The sequence below is a fragment of the Arthrobacter agilis genome (assembly GCF_030816075.1).
Taxonomy (GTDB): Bacteria; Actinomycetota; Actinomycetes; order Actinomycetales; family Micrococcaceae; genus Arthrobacter_D; species Arthrobacter_D agilis_E.
In genome coordinates, this window is the sequence record NZ_JAUSXO010000001.1 from 2,327,303 (window position 1) to 2,342,506 (window position 15,204).

The 15,204-nt window shown below is 69.7% G+C and carries 13 protein-coding genes; 8 read left to right on the forward strand and 5 right to left on the reverse strand.

Annotated features, from left to right (window positions below; all coding sequences use genetic code 11):
• Positions 1 to 65: 65 nt before the first annotated feature.
• Positions 66 to 560 (reverse strand): FBP domain-containing protein, encoded by a 495-nt coding sequence (locus tag QFZ50_RS10770; RefSeq protein ID WP_307084063.1) that lies wholly within the window; start codon positions 558 to 560, stop codon positions 66 to 68.
• A gap of 479 nt (positions 561 to 1,039) precedes the next feature.
• Here QFZ50_RS10770 and QFZ50_RS10775 point away from each other — a divergent pair, with 479 nt between their 5' ends.
• Positions 1,040 to 1,399, forward strand: a complete 360-nt coding sequence (locus QFZ50_RS10775; protein WP_307084064.1) for a hypothetical protein — start codon at positions 1,040 to 1,042, stop codon at positions 1,397 to 1,399.
• A 24-nt stretch (positions 1,400 to 1,423) separates the two neighbouring features.
• Here the strand turns inward: QFZ50_RS10775 and QFZ50_RS10780 are convergent, their stop codons facing one another.
• Together QFZ50_RS10780 and guaB are read right to left on the reverse strand one after the other, a co-directional pair.
• The gene (locus tag QFZ50_RS10780) at positions 1,424 to 3,253 is read right to left on the reverse strand and encodes an ABC transporter ATP-binding protein (protein ID WP_307084065.1); all 1,830 of its coding nucleotides are present in this window, start codon (positions 3,251 to 3,253) and stop codon (positions 1,424 to 1,426) included.
• A gap of 57 nt (positions 3,254 to 3,310) precedes the next feature.
• Complete coding sequence (gene guaB, locus QFZ50_RS10785) at positions 3,311 to 4,837, reverse strand: IMP dehydrogenase (RefSeq protein WP_307084067.1); 1,527 nt, start codon at positions 4,835 to 4,837, stop codon at positions 3,311 to 3,313.
• Between the two features lie 376 nt (positions 4,838 to 5,213).
• On the opposite strand from guaB, the gene QFZ50_RS10790 reads away from it, so the two are divergent.
• A complete protein-coding gene (locus tag QFZ50_RS10790; RefSeq protein ID WP_307086767.1) occupies positions 5,214 to 6,848 on the forward strand; it encodes a ribonuclease J in 1,635 nt (544 codons plus the stop codon).
• A gap of 145 nt (positions 6,849 to 6,993) precedes the next feature.
• On the opposite strand, the gene groL is transcribed toward QFZ50_RS10790, so the two are convergent.
• Both groL and groES read right to left on the reverse strand, forming a co-directional pair.
• Complete coding sequence (gene groL, locus QFZ50_RS10795) at positions 6,994 to 8,610, reverse strand: chaperonin GroEL (protein ID WP_307084069.1); 1,617 nt, start codon at positions 8,608 to 8,610, stop codon at positions 6,994 to 6,996.
• Between the two features lie 71 nt (positions 8,611 to 8,681).
• On the reverse strand, positions 8,682 to 8,978 hold the full coding sequence (gene groES, locus QFZ50_RS10800) for a co-chaperone GroES (protein WP_087076694.1): 297 nt from the start codon (positions 8,976 to 8,978) through the stop codon (positions 8,682 to 8,684).
• Positions 8,979 to 9,319: 341 nt separating this feature from the next.
• On the opposite strand from groES, the gene QFZ50_RS10805 reads away from it, so the two are divergent.
• The 6 genes from QFZ50_RS10805 to QFZ50_RS10830 all read left to right on the forward strand — a co-directional run bounded on the left by QFZ50_RS10805 (position 9,320) and on the right by QFZ50_RS10830 (position 15,162).
• Positions 9,320 to 10,264, forward strand: coding sequence for a siderophore ABC transporter substrate-binding protein (locus tag QFZ50_RS10805; RefSeq protein WP_307084075.1), 945 nt, complete (start codon positions 9,320 to 9,322; stop codon positions 10,262 to 10,264).
• A 32-nt stretch (positions 10,265 to 10,296) separates the two neighbouring features.
• Complete coding sequence (locus QFZ50_RS10810) at positions 10,297 to 11,310, forward strand: ABC transporter permease (RefSeq protein ID WP_307084077.1); 1,014 nt, start codon at positions 10,297 to 10,299, stop codon at positions 11,308 to 11,310.
• Positions 11,300 to 12,313, forward strand: coding sequence for an iron chelate uptake ABC transporter family permease subunit (locus QFZ50_RS10815; protein WP_307084079.1), 1,014 nt, complete (start codon positions 11,300 to 11,302; stop codon positions 12,311 to 12,313). The genes QFZ50_RS10810 and QFZ50_RS10815 overlap by 11 nt, the downstream gene beginning before the upstream one ends.
• On the forward strand, positions 12,310 to 13,065 hold the full coding sequence (locus QFZ50_RS10820; protein ID WP_307084081.1) for an iron ABC transporter ATP-binding protein: 756 nt from the start codon (positions 12,310 to 12,312) through the stop codon (positions 13,063 to 13,065). Before QFZ50_RS10815 ends, QFZ50_RS10820 begins: the two co-directional genes overlap by 4 nt.
• 9 nt (positions 13,066 to 13,074) lie before the next feature.
• Positions 13,075 to 14,289: a class I SAM-dependent methyltransferase gene (locus QFZ50_RS10825; protein WP_307084083.1), complete on the forward strand. Its 1,215-nt coding sequence runs from the start codon at positions 13,075 to 13,077 to the stop codon at positions 14,287 to 14,289.
• Positions 14,290 to 14,439: 150 nt separating this feature from the next.
• Positions 14,440 to 15,162 carry an HAD family hydrolase gene (locus QFZ50_RS10830; protein ID WP_307084085.1) on the forward strand — a complete coding sequence of 241 codons (723 nt, stop codon included), beginning with the start codon at positions 14,440 to 14,442 and terminating at the stop codon, positions 15,160 to 15,162.
• Positions 15,163 to 15,204: the final 42 nt, after the last annotated feature.

A 15,204-nucleotide genomic window follows, 5' to 3' on the forward strand; every position in this document is an offset into this window, starting at 1 on the left:
GCGAGTCCGGGGGCTCCGGCCCGGACCCGGTGGGAGCTCGCCCCGGGTCCGGGCCCGCCCGGGGGCTACCGCTGGAGCACGCGGCCGAGGAACTTCTCCGTGCGGTCGCGCAGCTCACCTGCCTGGCGCTGCACGACGACGGCGGGATCCGGGTGGATCTCGCTGGCGGGCGGTTCCCTGCGCACGTTCGCGGAGCAGATGAAGTCTGCGCAGATCAGCGTCCCGACGGTGTTGCCGTCGCGCCCGGACTGTCCGGAGCGGCGGGCGACCCACAGGAGGACGTCCTCCTTGGAATACACGTCCCGGCAGAGTTCGCACAGCACCGAGCGGCCCCTGCGGGCTCCCCCCTCGGGGGCGCGGAGGAGGATGCCGGTCGGACCCTGGGAGCCGGGGACCACGAGGTAGCCGCGGAGCGGCATCTTCTCGTCCCGCCAGCCGAGGAAGTCGAGGTTCTGCCAGTCCACGGTCTCGAGGTTCTTCGGCGGGGTGAGCTTCGCGGTCTCGGACCGGGTGGCGTTGATGAAGGAGGAGCGGATGTCCTTGATGGAAAGGGGATGCATGGGAGGGTGCCTTAGCAGCTGGAGGGTCGAGGGTGATCGAGCTCTGCCGGCCCAGGCCAGGAAACCGCGGCGCGCCGCACGGGCGCAGGTGAGTGCGCGTCGAACGGGGTGCGGCGGTGCGTCAGGCGGGAGAACTGCCTGCGGTCCGGGAGGCCGGTGAGGGCGCGGGCGCACAGCAGGCCACAGCGGCCACCCCGCATTCCGTGGCAGTCCGGGCCGTGAAGGTCCGCAGCATGCTCATCCGTCCCTGATCCTTGATTCCTCGTGCGGGGCCATCCTCGCAGGAAGGCATGCCTTTCCGCAAAGCAGCTCGGGGCCGGGTCCCGCCCCTCCGGTCGACGCCGTACGGACGACTCCCTCCTGGAGCTCGCCCTGCGCGGTCGGGAGGAGGCGGCCGGGCACCTTATTCTGAATCCCGGGGCACTCCGGACAGCACCGGAAACGCCCTGCGGAGAAGGACCTCGGGAAAGGACGACGGCATGCCGTTCCGTAGCAAGAAGACGCTGGAGGCCTGGATCGACGAGTTCCGGACCACCATCGAGGGCGGTGCGCTCATCACCGTCCTCGTGCAGGACGGGACGGACGGAGCGGACACGGGCCTGGTGACCGTGCCGCTCAGGACCGGCAGCACGGAGATCTTCATGCAACCGGTCTCCATCGGCGATGCACGGTGGTCCATCTCGTTCGGGGCCCGCAGCGACGCCTTCGAACTCACCGCCGCGGAGCTGCACGCCCTCGCCGCGGAACTCCTGGTCGCGGCCTCCCTGTGCCAGTTCCTGCAGGAGAAGTCGGTGGGCTACGAGGAGGAGCCGGACGCGGCGGACGACGGCGACGCCTGACCTGCGGCCACTCCCCTCCCCGGGTCAGGCTTCCGGCAGCTGGCTCTCGAACATCCGGAAGTAGCGGCCGCGGAGGGCCACCAGCTCCCGGTGCGTGCCCGATTCGACCACGCGCCCGTCCTCGAGCATGTACACGATGTCGGCCTTCTCGATCGTGGCGAGCCGGTGGCTGATCGCGATGATGGTCCGGGAGCGGTCGGCGAAGAGCCGGGAGAAGATGCGGTGCTCGGCGAGCGCGTCGATGGCCGACGTCGGCTCGTCCATCACGATGAAGGGCGCATCGCGGTAGAAGTTGCGGGCCATCGCGAGCCGCTGCCACTGCCCGCCGGACAGGCCGCTGCCCTTGCGTCCGCGCGGGTCCTCCATCCAGTTGCTCACATAGTTGTCGTAGCCGTTGGGCATCTTCCCGATGAACTCCGCAGCATCGGCGTCCGCCGCCGCCCGCCGCACCCGCTCGTCGTCGCGCGGGCGGTGGACGTCGCCGAAGTAGATGTTGTTGGCGGCCGTGGCGAACTCGTAGCGCAGAAAGTCCTGGGACATGACGGCGAGGTGCTGGTGCCAGTCGTCGATCCCGATCTCCCGCAGGTCGCGTCCGTCGAGCAGCACCGCTCCCCGGCTCGGCTGGTACAGACCCGCGAGGACCCGCACCAGCGTCGACTTCCCGGCACCGTTCTCGCCCACGACGGCCACGTGCGTGCCGCGCTGGAAGGACATCGAGATGCCCTTGAGGACCTCGGCCTCCCCACCGGCGTACGTGAAGTGGATGTCGCGGAGCTCGACGTCGGCGGGTGCCTCCGCCAGGCGCCCGGGGGCACCGGTGGACAGCGGGAACTCCATGAACTGCTCGTAGTCCTTGAGGTTCGCGAGGTCCTCGTCGATGGAGCTCAGCGAGGAGACGAGGTTGTTGGCGGTGCTGAGCGCCCGGCTGACGATCTGCTGCACGTAGAGGAACTGGCCCACGGGCTGGGCGCGGGCGATGATCTGCCCCACGATCCACACCAGCGACAGCAGTTCGGCGCCGTACTGCAGGGCGTCCGCGAGGAGCTGCTTGGGGATGTACCGCCGCTGGAAGTCCAGGCGCCGCTTCTCGTCGGCGTCGCGCAGGGTGGAGCGCAGGTCCATGAGGTACCGGACGATCCCGTAGAGGCGCATCTCGGCGATGTTCTGCGGTTTCATCAGGTTGGCCTCGATCATGCGCCGCTGCCGCCGCGAGTCCACCTGGGTGTTCCAGTGCGCCATCTGCTCGCGGGAGAGCCGGAACTGCAGGTACACGCTGGGGATGATGGCGACGAGGACGATCAGCGCGATCCACCAGCTGACCAGCAGCAGCGCGCCGATCGCGAGGACCACGGAGACCAGTTGCGTGAAGATCGCGGCGATGCGGTCGAGGACCCTCGCGTAGGAGTCGGAGAAGCGGCGGGCCCGGTCGTACAGGTCCACGGTCTCCTTGTCGTCGTACCGCCAGAACTCCAGGGCCAGGAACCGCTCGTACATGCGGTCCCCCACGATCGCCCCGACCCGGAAGCTCAGGACTTGCTGGATGTAGCGGTCCACGCTGGTGAAGGCGCCCCACAGCAGGCCGAGGACGGCCGTCACGATCACGTAGACGATCGCCGACCGCCCGGCGTCCGGGTCACCCGCGTAGGCGGCGGCCAGCGCCGTCGTCGTCAGGGACGCGAAGTACGTGGTGACCAGCGGCAGGGTCGCGGAGATCAGCGAGCCCGCCACCTTCATGACGACGGCGCCCGGCGACGCCTTCGCGCTGACCACCAGTACCTGCCCGACGGCGCGGGCGTACGGGCCGAGGCGGAGCTTGCGGCGCGCGGCGACCTCGGGCTGCGGGAGTCCGCTCATACGGCATCAGCCCCCGTCCACGGAGTCCGGGGCGGGGGCCGATGCGACGCGCTGGTGCTATTTGGAGCCGTAGTTGGGTGCCTCGACCGTCATCTGGATGTCGTGCGGGTGGGATTCCTTCAGGCCGGCCGCGGTGATGCGGACGAACTTGCCCTTGGCCTTGAGCTCGGGGATGGTGCGCGCGCCCGTGTAGAACATGGTCTGCCGCAGGCCGCCGACGAGCTGGTACGCCACGGACGCCAGCGGGCCGCGGTAGGCGACGCGCCCCTCGATGCCCTCGGGGATCAGCTTGTCGTCACCCGAGACGTCCGCCTGGAAGTAGCGGTCCTTCGAGTAGGAGGTGTTCTTGCCGCGCGTCTGCATGGCGCCGAGCGACCCCATGCCCCGGTAGGTCTTGAACTGCTTGCCGTTGACGAAGATCAGCTCGCCCGGCGCCTCGGCGGATCCGGCGAGGAGCGAGCCGAGCATCACGGTATCGGCACCGGCCACGAGGGCCTTGCCGATGTCGCCGGAGTACTGCAGGCCGCCGTCGGCGATGACGGGGACACCGGCGGGGATCGCCGCCTTCGCGGACTCGTAGATCGCGGTGACCTGCGGGACACCGACGCCCGCGACGACGCGCGTGGTGCAGATGGAGCCGGGTCCCACTCCCACCTTGATGCCGTCCGCGCCGGCGTCGATCAGGGCCTGCGCGCCTTCGCGGGTGGCCGCCTGACCGCCGATGATGTCGACGTGCGCCGCGGACTTCTCGGCCTTCAGGCGTGCGATCATCTCGAGCACGCCGGCACTGTGGCCGTTGGCGGTGTCCACGAAGAGGGCATCGACGCCGGCCTCGACCAGGGTCATGGCGCGCTCCCAGCCGTCGCCGAAGAAGCCGATGGCCGCGCCCACCCGCAGGCGGCCGTCGTCGTCCTTGGTGGAGAGCGGGTACTGCTCGGCCTTGGTGAAGTCCTTGACGGTGATGAGGCCGCGGAGGACGTCGTCGTCGTCGACGAGCGGCAGCTTCTCGATCTTGTTCGTCGCGAGGAGGTTGATGGCGTCGTCGCCGCTGATGCCCACGTGCCCGGTGACGAGCGGCATCTTCGTCATGACGTCGCGGACCAGCGTGCGGGGGAAATCGCGCTCGAGCACGAAGCGCGTGTCGCGGTTGGTGACGATGCCCAGGAGGTGCCCGGTCCCGTCCACGACGGGCAGGCCGGAGACGCGGTAGTGGCCGCAGAGCTCGTCGAGTTCCTGCAGCGTGGCGTCGGGGCCGATGGTCAGCGGGTTGGTGATCATCCCGGACTCGCTGCGCTTCACGCGGTCGACCTGGTCTGCCTGGTCGGAGATGGACAGGTTGCGGTGGATGACCCCGAGGCCGCCCTGGCGGGCCATCGCCACGGCCATGCGGGCCTCGGTCACGGTGTCCATGGCCGAGGAGAGCAGCGGCGTCCTCACGGTGATCCGCTTGGAGATGCGTGACGACGTGTCGGCCTCGGAGGGGATCACGTCGGTGTGGCCGGGGAGCAGGAGGACGTCGTCGTACGTCAGGCCGATGAATCCGAAGGGGTCGTGGGTCTCGTTCTGGCCGGACTGCTGGCTCACTGCTGCGCCTCTTTCGGTGGAACCGGGTGGGGGTCGGGGCCTTCGGCGGGTGCTGCCCGCGGGCCCTGTCAGTCTAGAACCATTCGTACACGGCCCCTATTCCGGTGACGGCGGCACGGGGTGACGATCGGGCGCACACCCGTGCAACAGGAACCGGGGTGGGGGATCGATCCGCCGGGGCGCCCGCGGACCACGTACTCTTGGAGAAGCATGTTCCCGGGGACACCGGGGACCACGGACCGGAATCGCCGGATCCGACGGCCTCGACGACGACTGTCGGACGGCCACGACCGCCCCCGCATGAACGAGAGAAACCTGATCTGTGAATAAGAGACCTGCCGTACTGAAAGCACCACGGGAACTGGCCGCCGGAGCCATGCGCATCGTCGCGCTCGGAGGCATCGGTGAGATCGGCAGAAACATGACCGTCTTCGAGTTCGAGGGCAAGCTGCTGATCGTGGACTGCGGCGTCCTGTTCCCCGAGGAACACCAGCCCGGCGTCAACGTCATCCTCCCGGACTTCTCCTACATCCGCGACCGCCTCGACGACGTCGTCGCCGTCGTCCTCACGCACGGCCACGAGGACCACATCGGCGCCGTCCCGTACCTCCTCAAGGAGCGGGCGGACATCCCCCTGGTCGGCTCGCGGCTGACGCTCGCCTTCATCGAGGCCAAGCTGAAGGAACACCGCATCACCCCCAAGACCGTCCAGGTAAAGGAGGGCGACCGCCGGACCATGGGCGGCTTCGACCTCGAGTTCGTCGCCGTGAACCACTCCATCCCCGACAGCCTCGCCGTCGCCATCCGCACCGCGGCCGGCATGGTGCTGCACACGGGCGACTTCAAGATGGACCAGTTCCCCCTGGATCGCCGCATCACGGACCTCGCCGCCTTCGCACGCCTCGGCGAGGAGGGCGTGGACCTGTTCCTCACCGACTCCACGAATGCGGACGTCCCCGGCTTCACCACGTCGGAGAAGGACCTCGCGCCGGCCATCGATGCCGTGTTCCGCACGGCTCCGCGCCGCATCATCGTGTCCAGCTTCGCGAGCCACATCCACCGCATCCAGCAGATCATCGACACCGCGCACCAGCACCGCCGCAAGGTGGCGTTCGTGGGCCGTTCGATGGTCCGCAACATGACCATCGCGGCGGACCTCGGCTACCTCAACATCCCGCAGGGCCTGCTCGTGGACTTCAAGAAGCTCGAGCGCAGCGACGACCACAAGGTGGTGCTGATCTGCACGGGTTCGCAGGGCGAGCCGATGGCGGCCCTTTCCCGCATGGCCAACAAGGACCACGCCATCCGCATCAGCGAGGGTGACACCGTGCTGCTGGCCAGCTCGCTCATCCCGGGCAACGAGAACGCCATCTACGGGATCATCAACGCGCTCACCGAGATCGGTGCCAACGTGGTCCACAAGGGCAACGCGAAGGTGCACGTCTCCGGCCATGCCAGCGCCGGCGAGCTCGCCTACTGCTACAACATCGTGAAGCCGCGCAACGTCATGCCGGTGCACGGCGAGTGGCGCCACCTGCGCGCGAACTCGGAGATCGCCGTCGCGACCGGCGTCGATCCCCGCAACGTCGTGATCGCGCAGGACGGCGTGACCGTCGACCTCGTGCGTGGACGTGCCACCCTCTCGGGCAAGGTGGAGGCGGGCCTGGTGTTCGTCGACGGCGACAGCGTCGGGGGCATCACCGAGGAGGACCTGCGCGAGCGGCGCCGCCTCGCGGAGGAGGGTGTCGTCACCGTCCTCGCGATCATCGACCCGGACAACGGGGACATCGTCGAGGCGCCCGAGTTCTTCACCAAGGGCTTCTCCTGCTCCGACGAGGACCTCGACAAGGCGGGCGCCGCCGTCGAGAAGGCGCTCCGCGATGCGGCGTCCAACCGCCAGGGCGGCCGCCGCCAGGACCCGGAGGACATCATCGAGCGGGCCACGGCCAACTGGATGCGCCGCTACTACAACCGCCAGCCGGTGGTCACGGCGATCGTCGTCGACGCCTGATCCCCGAACTGCACGACGAAGCCCCGGTACTCCTGGAGTACCGGGGCTTCGTCGTTTAGGGGCACGGCCCCGGAACAGACAGCAGCACCCCGGCTCCTCGGAGCCGGGGTGCTGCTGTCGTGCGGGGGGCCGGAGCCCCTGGGCCCTAGTGCGAGTGGCCCTGGTGTCCCTCGTCCTCGGACTCCTCGGGCTTCTCGACCACGAGGGTCTCCGTGGTCAGCACGAGTGCCGCGATGGACGCCGCGTTGCGCAGCGCGGAGCGCGTCACCTTCACGGGGTCGATGATGCCGGCGTCCACGAGGTTCTCGTACTCGCCGGTCGCGGCGTTGAAGCCGTGACCGTCCTCGAGGTCGGAGACCTTCGCGACGACGACGTATCCCTCGTGACCGGCGTTCTCCGCGATCCAGCGCAGCGGCTGGGCGAGCGCGCGGCGGACGAGGCCGACGGCGGTGGCCGCGTCGCCCTCGAGTGCCAGGACGTCGGGGTCGGTGTCGAGCGCCTTCCCGGCGTGGACCAGTGCGGAACCGCCGCCGGCCACGATGCCCTCTTCGAGTGCGGCACGCGTGGAGGACACGGCGTCCTCGATGCGGTGCTTCTTCTCCTTGAGCTCGACCTCGGTGGCGGCGCCGACCTTGATCACGCCGATACCGCCGGCGAGCTTCGCGAGGCGCTCCTGGAGCTTCTCACGGTCCCAGTCGGAGTCGGTGCGCTCGACCTCGGCGCGGATCTGCGCCACGCGGTCGGCGACATCGGACTCGCTGCCGGTGCCGTCGACGATCGTGGTGGCATCCTTGGTGACGGTGATGCGGCGGGCGGACCCGAGCACCTCCAGGCCCACCTGGTCCAGCTTGAGGCCGAGGTCCGGCGAGACGACCTGCGCACCCGTGAGGGTGGCGATGTCCTGCATCATGGCCTTGCGGCGGTCACCGAAGCCCGGCGCCTTGACGGCGACGACGTTCAGGGTGCCGCGGATCTTGTTGACCACGAGGGTGGAGAGCGCCTCGCCCTCGATGTCCTCGGCGATGATGAACAGCGGCTTGCCGGCCTGCAGCGCCTTCTCGAGCAGCGGGAGGAACTCCTGGAGGGAGGAAATCTTGCCCGAGTTGATGAGGATGAGCGCGTCCTCTAGGACGGCTTCCTGGCGCTCGGCGTCGGTCACGAAGTACGGCGAGAGGTAGCCCTTGTCGAACTGCATGCCCTCGGTGAGGACGAGCTCGGTCTGCGTGCTGGAGGACTCCTCGATGGTGATCACACCATCCTTGCCGACCTTGTCGAACGCCTCGGCGAGGAGGTCACCGACCTCGGTGCTCTGCGCGGAGATGGAGGCGACGTTGGCCGTCTGCTGGCCGACGACCTCGCGGGCGTTCTCGAGCAGGCGCTTGGCGACGGCCTCGACCGCCACCTCCATACCGTGCTTGAGCTGTCCGGGTGCTGCGCCGGCGGCCACGTTGCGGAGGCCTTCCTTGACGAGCGCCTGGGCCAGGACCGTGGCGGTGGTCGTCCCGTCACCGGCGACGTCGTTCGTCTTGGTGGCGACTTCCTTGGCCAGCTGGGCGCCGAGGTTCTCGTACGGGTCGTCGAGCTCGACCTCGCGGGCGATCGTGACGCCGTCGTTCGTGATGGTGGGCGCACCCCACTTCTTGTCGAGCACGACATTGCGTCCGCGGGGGCCCAGCGTCACCTTGACGGTGTTCGCGAGCTTGTCCACGCCGGCCTCGAGGGCACGGCGGGCGGCGTCGTTGAATTCCAACTGCTTTGCCACTGTTGGTTCCTTTCAGGCTTGGCGAGGAAAAGCCCCGGCCGCTGCGGGCCGGGGCTTCTCCTCAAGGGGTACTACTTGACGACGACGGCGAGGACGTCGCGGGCGGAGAGGACTAGGTACTCCTGGCCACCGTGCTTCACTTCGGTTCCGCCGTACTTCGAGTAGATGACGACGTCGCCCTCGGCGACATCGACGGGCACGCGGTTGCCGTTGTCGTCGACACGACCCGGTCCGACGGCCACGACTTCGCCCTCCTGGGGCTTCTCCTTGGCCGTGTCCGGGATGACGAGGCCGGAAGCAGTGGTCTGCTCGGCTTCGAGGGGGCGGACAACGATGCGATCCTCAAGGGGCTTAATAGAGACCGACACTCGGGCTCTCCTTTGCGTTCGATACCAATGGAATGGGGGCCGTCGGGCTGGGCGTGAACCGTCGTCGCGGTGCCGGCGAACGCTTCCCTCGGGATTAGCACCCGCAGTGAGCGAGTGCCAACTCCGACTGTATGCAAGCGCTGGCACTCGGTCAAGGTGAGTGCCAGCGTTGACGGCTCAACGGTGGCGGCCCACCGTCCGACCGGACGCACTTCGTCGCAATAGGACACGTTCCAGTTGCGTAATTCCCGCACGGCCCTCTACATTCGAGAGAGGTAAGGCATTCCTTACTTCCGCGACGTCCGGCCCGCCCGGCCCCTTCCCTCCACGGAGTCCACCCCATGGCACACCTGCGCCTCGCCGTCCTTTCCGCAGCCGCTGCGGCCACCCTCGCCCTGACGGCGTGCGGTGGCTCCTCCGAGGCGGCCGACGAGCCGGCGGCGGCCTCGACCGTCCCGGTCGAGCACGCGCAGGGGACCACCGAGGTGCCGGTCGATCCCGAGACGGTGTTCACCTTCGACCTCGGCGCCCTCGATACCCTGGACGCGCTCGGCGTGGACGTGGCCGGCGTCCCGCAGGGGACCCTGCCCCAGCAGCTCTCCGCCTACGAGGGCGGTGACACCACGAACATCGGCTCCATGAAGGAACCGGACTTCGAGGCGATCGCCGCCGCCGCCCCCGACCTGATCATCATCTCGGGCCGTGTCGCCGATTCGTACGACGAGCTCTCGGACATCGCGCCGACCATCGATCTGAGCGTCGATGCAGCGGACCCGATGGCGAGCTTCCGGGAGCACACCGCATCACTCGGCCGGATCTTCGGCGCCGAGGACGAGGTCGCCGACCGGCTGGCCGCGCTCGACGCGAAGATCGCCGGAACGAAGGACACCGCCGCTTCCGCGGGCAACGGCCTCGTCCTGATGACCAGCGCAGGCGAGGTCACCGCGTACGGCGCCGGATCACGGTTCGGCCTGATCCACGACGTGCTCGGCGTCGAGCCCGCCGCCGCGGTCAGGAACGAGGGCACGCACGGCGAGGCGGTCTCCTTCGAATACATCGCCGAGGTCAACCCGGCCCATCTCTTCGTGATCGACCGGGACGCCGCCGTCGGTGAGGCCGGCGCCGCCGGCTCCGCCGTCCTGGACAACGAGCTCGTCAACGGCACGGACGCCGCGAAGAACGACGACGTCACCTACCTCGACTCCGCGAGCTGGTACCTCATCGGGTACGGCCTCGACAACCTCGACGCCATGGTCTCCGCAGTCGACGAGGCCCTCGCGGCCTGAACCGCCGCGCCGCTCCGGCGGTAGGCGCCCCCATGGCAGCACTCTCCCTCCGGCCGCAGCGGCCGGCGCAGCAGCACGGCTCCACCCGGCCACCGGCCCTCTGGGCAGCGGGCGCAGCGGTGCTGCTGCTCGCCCTCGTCAGCCTGTTCGTGGGCGTCGCGGCGGTCTCCCCCGCCGACCTGCTCGAGGGCGACGCCGGCGTGTGGCAGACGTTCCTCGTGAGCCGGGTGCCGCGCACGCTCGCGGTCCTCCTGGCCGGCGTGGCCCTCAGCGTCGCCGGGTTCGTCCTGCAGCTCATGGCCCGTAACCGGTTCGTGGAACCCTCCACCGTCGGCACGGTGGAATCGGCCACCGCAGGGATCCTGGTCGCCACGCTGCTCCTGCCCGCCGCCCCGATCGTCGCGAAGATGGGGATCGCCGCCGTCTTCGCCATGGCCGGCACGGCGCTCTTCCTGTCCGTCCTGCGCCGGATCCCGCTGCGGAACACGCTGATCGTCCCGCTCGTGGGCATCATGCTCGGCGGGGTCATCGCGGCGGTGACGACGTTCTTCGCATACCGCTTCGACCTGCTGCAGACGCTCAACACCTGGATGATCGGTGACTTCTCCGGGCTGGTCCGCGGCCGCTACGAACTGCTGTGGATCGTCGCCGCCCTCGCCGTCGTCGGCTACGTGTGCGCCGACCGGTTCACCGTGGCCGGCATGGGTGAGGAGTTCACCACCAACCTCGGCCTGGACTACCGGCGGACCATGAACCTCGGCCTCGTGCTGGTGAGCCTCATCAGCGCCGTCGTGGTGGTGGTCGTGGGAGCCGTCCCCTTCCTCGGCCTGATCGTGCCCAACCTCGTGTCCCTGCTCATCGGCGACAACGTGCGCCGCGCCGTCCCCTGGATCGCCGTGTTCGGCGCAGGATTCCTGCTGGCCTGCGACATCCTCGGCCGGATCATCCGCTTCCCCTACGAGGTGCCGGTCGGCGTGATCGTCTCCGTGGCCGGCAGCGCCCTGTTCATCACCCTGCTCGTACGGAGGACCGCCGGTGCGCGCTAGGACCAGCCCCCTTCCCACCGCCGTCGTGCAGTCCGGCCGGACGCCGCTGAGGACGCTCCCGCCCCGCGCCTGGCTCGCGGTGCTCGGCGTCACCGCCGCCGCGCTCGTCGCGGCGTTCCTGCTCGTCGACCTGCAGGGCAACCTGGCGTACGTGCTCCCGCGGCGCCTGAACCGGGTCGGCGCCATGGTGCTGGTCGCCGTCGCCGTCGGGGTGTCCACCGTGCTCTTCCAGACGGTGACCGGCAACCGGATCCTCACGCCGTCCATCATGGGGCTGGACGCGCTCTACATCCTCATCCAGACCGTCCTGGCGTTCGCCCTCGGTGCCCGGACCCTCCTCACCCTCGGAGCGCCGGTCCGCTTCATCGTCGAGGTCGCGCTCCTGGTCGGCTTCTCCTGGCTGCTGTACCGGTGGCTCTTCACGGGCGGCGGGCGGAGCCTGCACCTGCTGCTGCTGGTCGGGATCGTGTTCGGTGTCTTCTTCCGCGGCGTCTCGTCCCTGCTCCAGCGCCTCATGGACCCGAGCGAGTACATCATCCTGCAGGACCTGTTCTTCGCGAGCTTCAACCGCGTGGATCCGACGCTGCTGCTGATCTCCGCCGTCGCCGTCCTGGGACTGTGCGTGCCCGCCTGGCGCCTGCGGCACCGCCTCGATGTCCTGGCCCTCGGCCGGGACACCGCGGTCGGGCTCGGCGTGGACCACCGGCGCACCGTGACGCTGGTCCTGGTGATCTGCTCGGTGCTGGTCGCCGTCTCCACGGCCCTCGTGGGGCCCGCCACCTTCTTCGGCCTGCTCGTCTCGGCCCTCGCGTACCAGCTGTGCAACCACTTCCGGCACGCCGTCGTGTTGCCCGTCGCCGTCCTGCTCGGCGTGATCGCACTCGTGGGCGGACAGCTCGTCCTGGAGCAGGTCTTCGCGTTCGACACAGCACTCAGCATCGTCATCGAGTTCACCGGTGGCCTCGTCTTCATCGCCCTCCTCCTGAAAGGCCGCATCCGGTGATCACCGTCAGCCATGCCACCAAGCGCTACGGGACCGCCACGGTGGTGGACGACGTCAGCTGCACGATCCGGGGCGGCGTCACCTCGATCATCGGTCCGAACGGCGCCGGCAAGTCCACCCTGCTGTCCATGATGAGCCGGCTCCTGCCGCTCGACGCCGGCCGCGTGGAGGTGGACGGGCTGGACGTCAGCACGACGCCGGGGATGCAGCTCGCCCGGACGCTGTCGATCCTGCGGCAGGAGAACCAGCTGACGGTCCGTCTGTCGGTGCGCGATCTCGTCGGGTTCGGCCGGTTCCCGCACAACAACGGCCGCCCCACCACGGCGGACCGCGAGCACATCGAGCGCGCGCTCGACTACCTGGACCTGACCGCCCTCGCCGACCGCTTCGTCGACGAACTCTCGGGAGGCCAGCGCCAGCGCGCGTTCATCGCGATGGTCCTCGCGCAGGACACCGAGCACATCCTGCTGGACGAGCCGCTCAACAACCTGGACATGAAGCACTCCGTGGACATGATGCGCCTGCTCCGCCGGCTCGCCGACGACCTCGGGAAGACCGTGGTGCTCGTGATCCACGACATCAACTTCGCGTCCTGCTACTCGGACACGATCCTGGCGCTGCGCGACGGCGCACTCATCCAGCAGGGCCCCCCGGAGGAGATCATGACGCCGGCCGTGCTCCACCGCGTGTACGACGTGGAGATCCAGGTGGAGCAGATCCGCGGCAACAGGATCGGCGTGTACTTCGCCTAGGCTGGCTGCATGGCTTCGGAGAACATCGCGGACATCCTGACCCCCGAGGGCTGGGAGCTGCTGAACTCGCTCGGGCCCTATACCGAGGCCGACAGCCTGCGGCTCACGGAGCAGCTGCGGAAGGCGGGCCACTCCCCCGGGACCGTCGCCGCAGCACTCACGCAGTCGCGGCTCCGCGCGAAGGCGTCCGCGAAGTTCGGGCCGTTCGCGGAGCACATGGTCTTCACGGCGGCAGGACTCGAGCAGGCCACGCGCCTGACCGTCGCCGCCCGCCACGCGCAGCGGTTCGTGGACGCCGGGCTCGTGCGGGTCGCCGACCTCGGCTGCGGCCTCGGCGCGGACAGCATGGCGCTGGCCACCCTCGACCGGGAGGTCACGGCCGTCGAGCTCGACGAGACCACGGCGGCCGCCGCGACGATGAACCTGCTGCCCTTCCCCAACGCACGCGTCGTCAACGCGGACGCGTCCGCCGTGGACACCGCGGAGTACGACGGCGTGTGGCTCGATCCTGCCCGCCGGACCACGACGACGTCGGGCACCTCCCGCCTCTTCGACCCCGAGGCGTTCTCGCCTCCGCTCTCCTTCGCCCAGCACCTCGCCGACGGCGGGAAGCCCGTGGGCGTGAAGATGGGGCCGGGCATGCCGCACGCGTCCGTCCCGTCCGCGTGCGAGGCGCAGTGGGTCTCCGTGGACGGCGACGTCACCGAGGTGGCGCTCTGGTTCAACGCGCTCCGGCGCGACGGCGTCCGCCGGGCGGCGCTCGTCGTCGGCCCGCAGGGGTCCGCGGAGATGGTGTCCGCGGCGGAGTTCGGGCACGGCCCGACGGCGGCGGTCGGCGAGCCGGGCGGCTACCTCTACGAGCCCGACGGCGCCGTCATCCGCGCCGAGCTCGTCGCGGATCTCGCCGGACGGCTCGGCGGGCACCTGCTGGACCCGATGATCGCCTACATCTGCGCCCCCTCGTACACGGACACCCCCTTCGCCCGCGCCTACCGCGTGCTCGAGGTGCGCCCCTACAGCGTGAAGGCACTGAAGGCCTGGGTGCGCAGCGAGGGCATCGGCGTCCTCGACATCAAGAAGCGCGGGTTGTCGGTGACACCGGAGGAGGTGCGCAGGCAACTGCTGAACGGATCGGGCAAGGGACGGAAGAAGGCCACCCTCGTGCTGACCCGCATCGGCGACGAGCGCGTGGCGATCGTCGTCGAGCCCGTGACGGCCCCCTGAGCCCCTGAGCCCGCCCGGCCCGCCGCGCGGGTGGCCACACTTCCCCGCGGGCCGCAACCCCGGGCCCACAGTCCCACCGGGCCGTTCCCGTTCCTAGACTCGACTGAGGACCCAGCACCCAGTACCCGGCACCCATGGAGAGCGGACACGATGGCGGAGAACACCACGGAAGCAGCAGGCGGACGGGCCGGAGTGCTGTTCGACGTCGACGGCACGCTCGTCGACTCCAACTACCAGCACACCCTCGCCTGGTGGCAGGCGTTCCGGCGGTTCGGCCACGACGTGCCGGCGGCCGAGATCCACCGGGCCATCGGGATGGGCGGGGACAAGCTCGTGGCGCACCTGCTCGGCGACGACCGCGACCCCGACCAGGACTCCGAGCTCGATGCGACGCACGGCGCCATCTTCTCCACGTTCTGGCCGGGCCTCCGCGCCTTCGAGGGCGCCGGCGACCTCGTGCGCCGCTGCGCCGACAGCGGCCTGACCGTGGTGCTCGCCTCCTCCGCCTCGCAGCAGGAACTCGAGGTCCTGCGCAGGATCATCGACGCCGACGCCTCCATCACCGCGGCCACGAGCTCCACGGACGCCGAGAACAGCAAACCCTCCCCCGACATCCTCCAGGCCGCGCTCGATGCCGGCGGGCTCGACGCCGCCCACGCGGTGTTCGTCGGCGACTCGGTGTGGGACGTCATCGCGGCGGCAGAACTGAAGATCACCACCGTCGGCCTCGCCTCGGGCGGCACCAGCGAAGCCGAACTGCGGGACGCCGGGGCCGTGGAGGTGTACAAGGACATCCGGGCGCTGCTCGACGCGTTCGACGACGGCCCGCTGCACCGGCAGGCGAAGCCGTCCTCCACCGCACCCGCCTCCTGAGGCGTCGCTGCAGCGTCCTTTCCGGCGCCCTGGGCCGCGGGT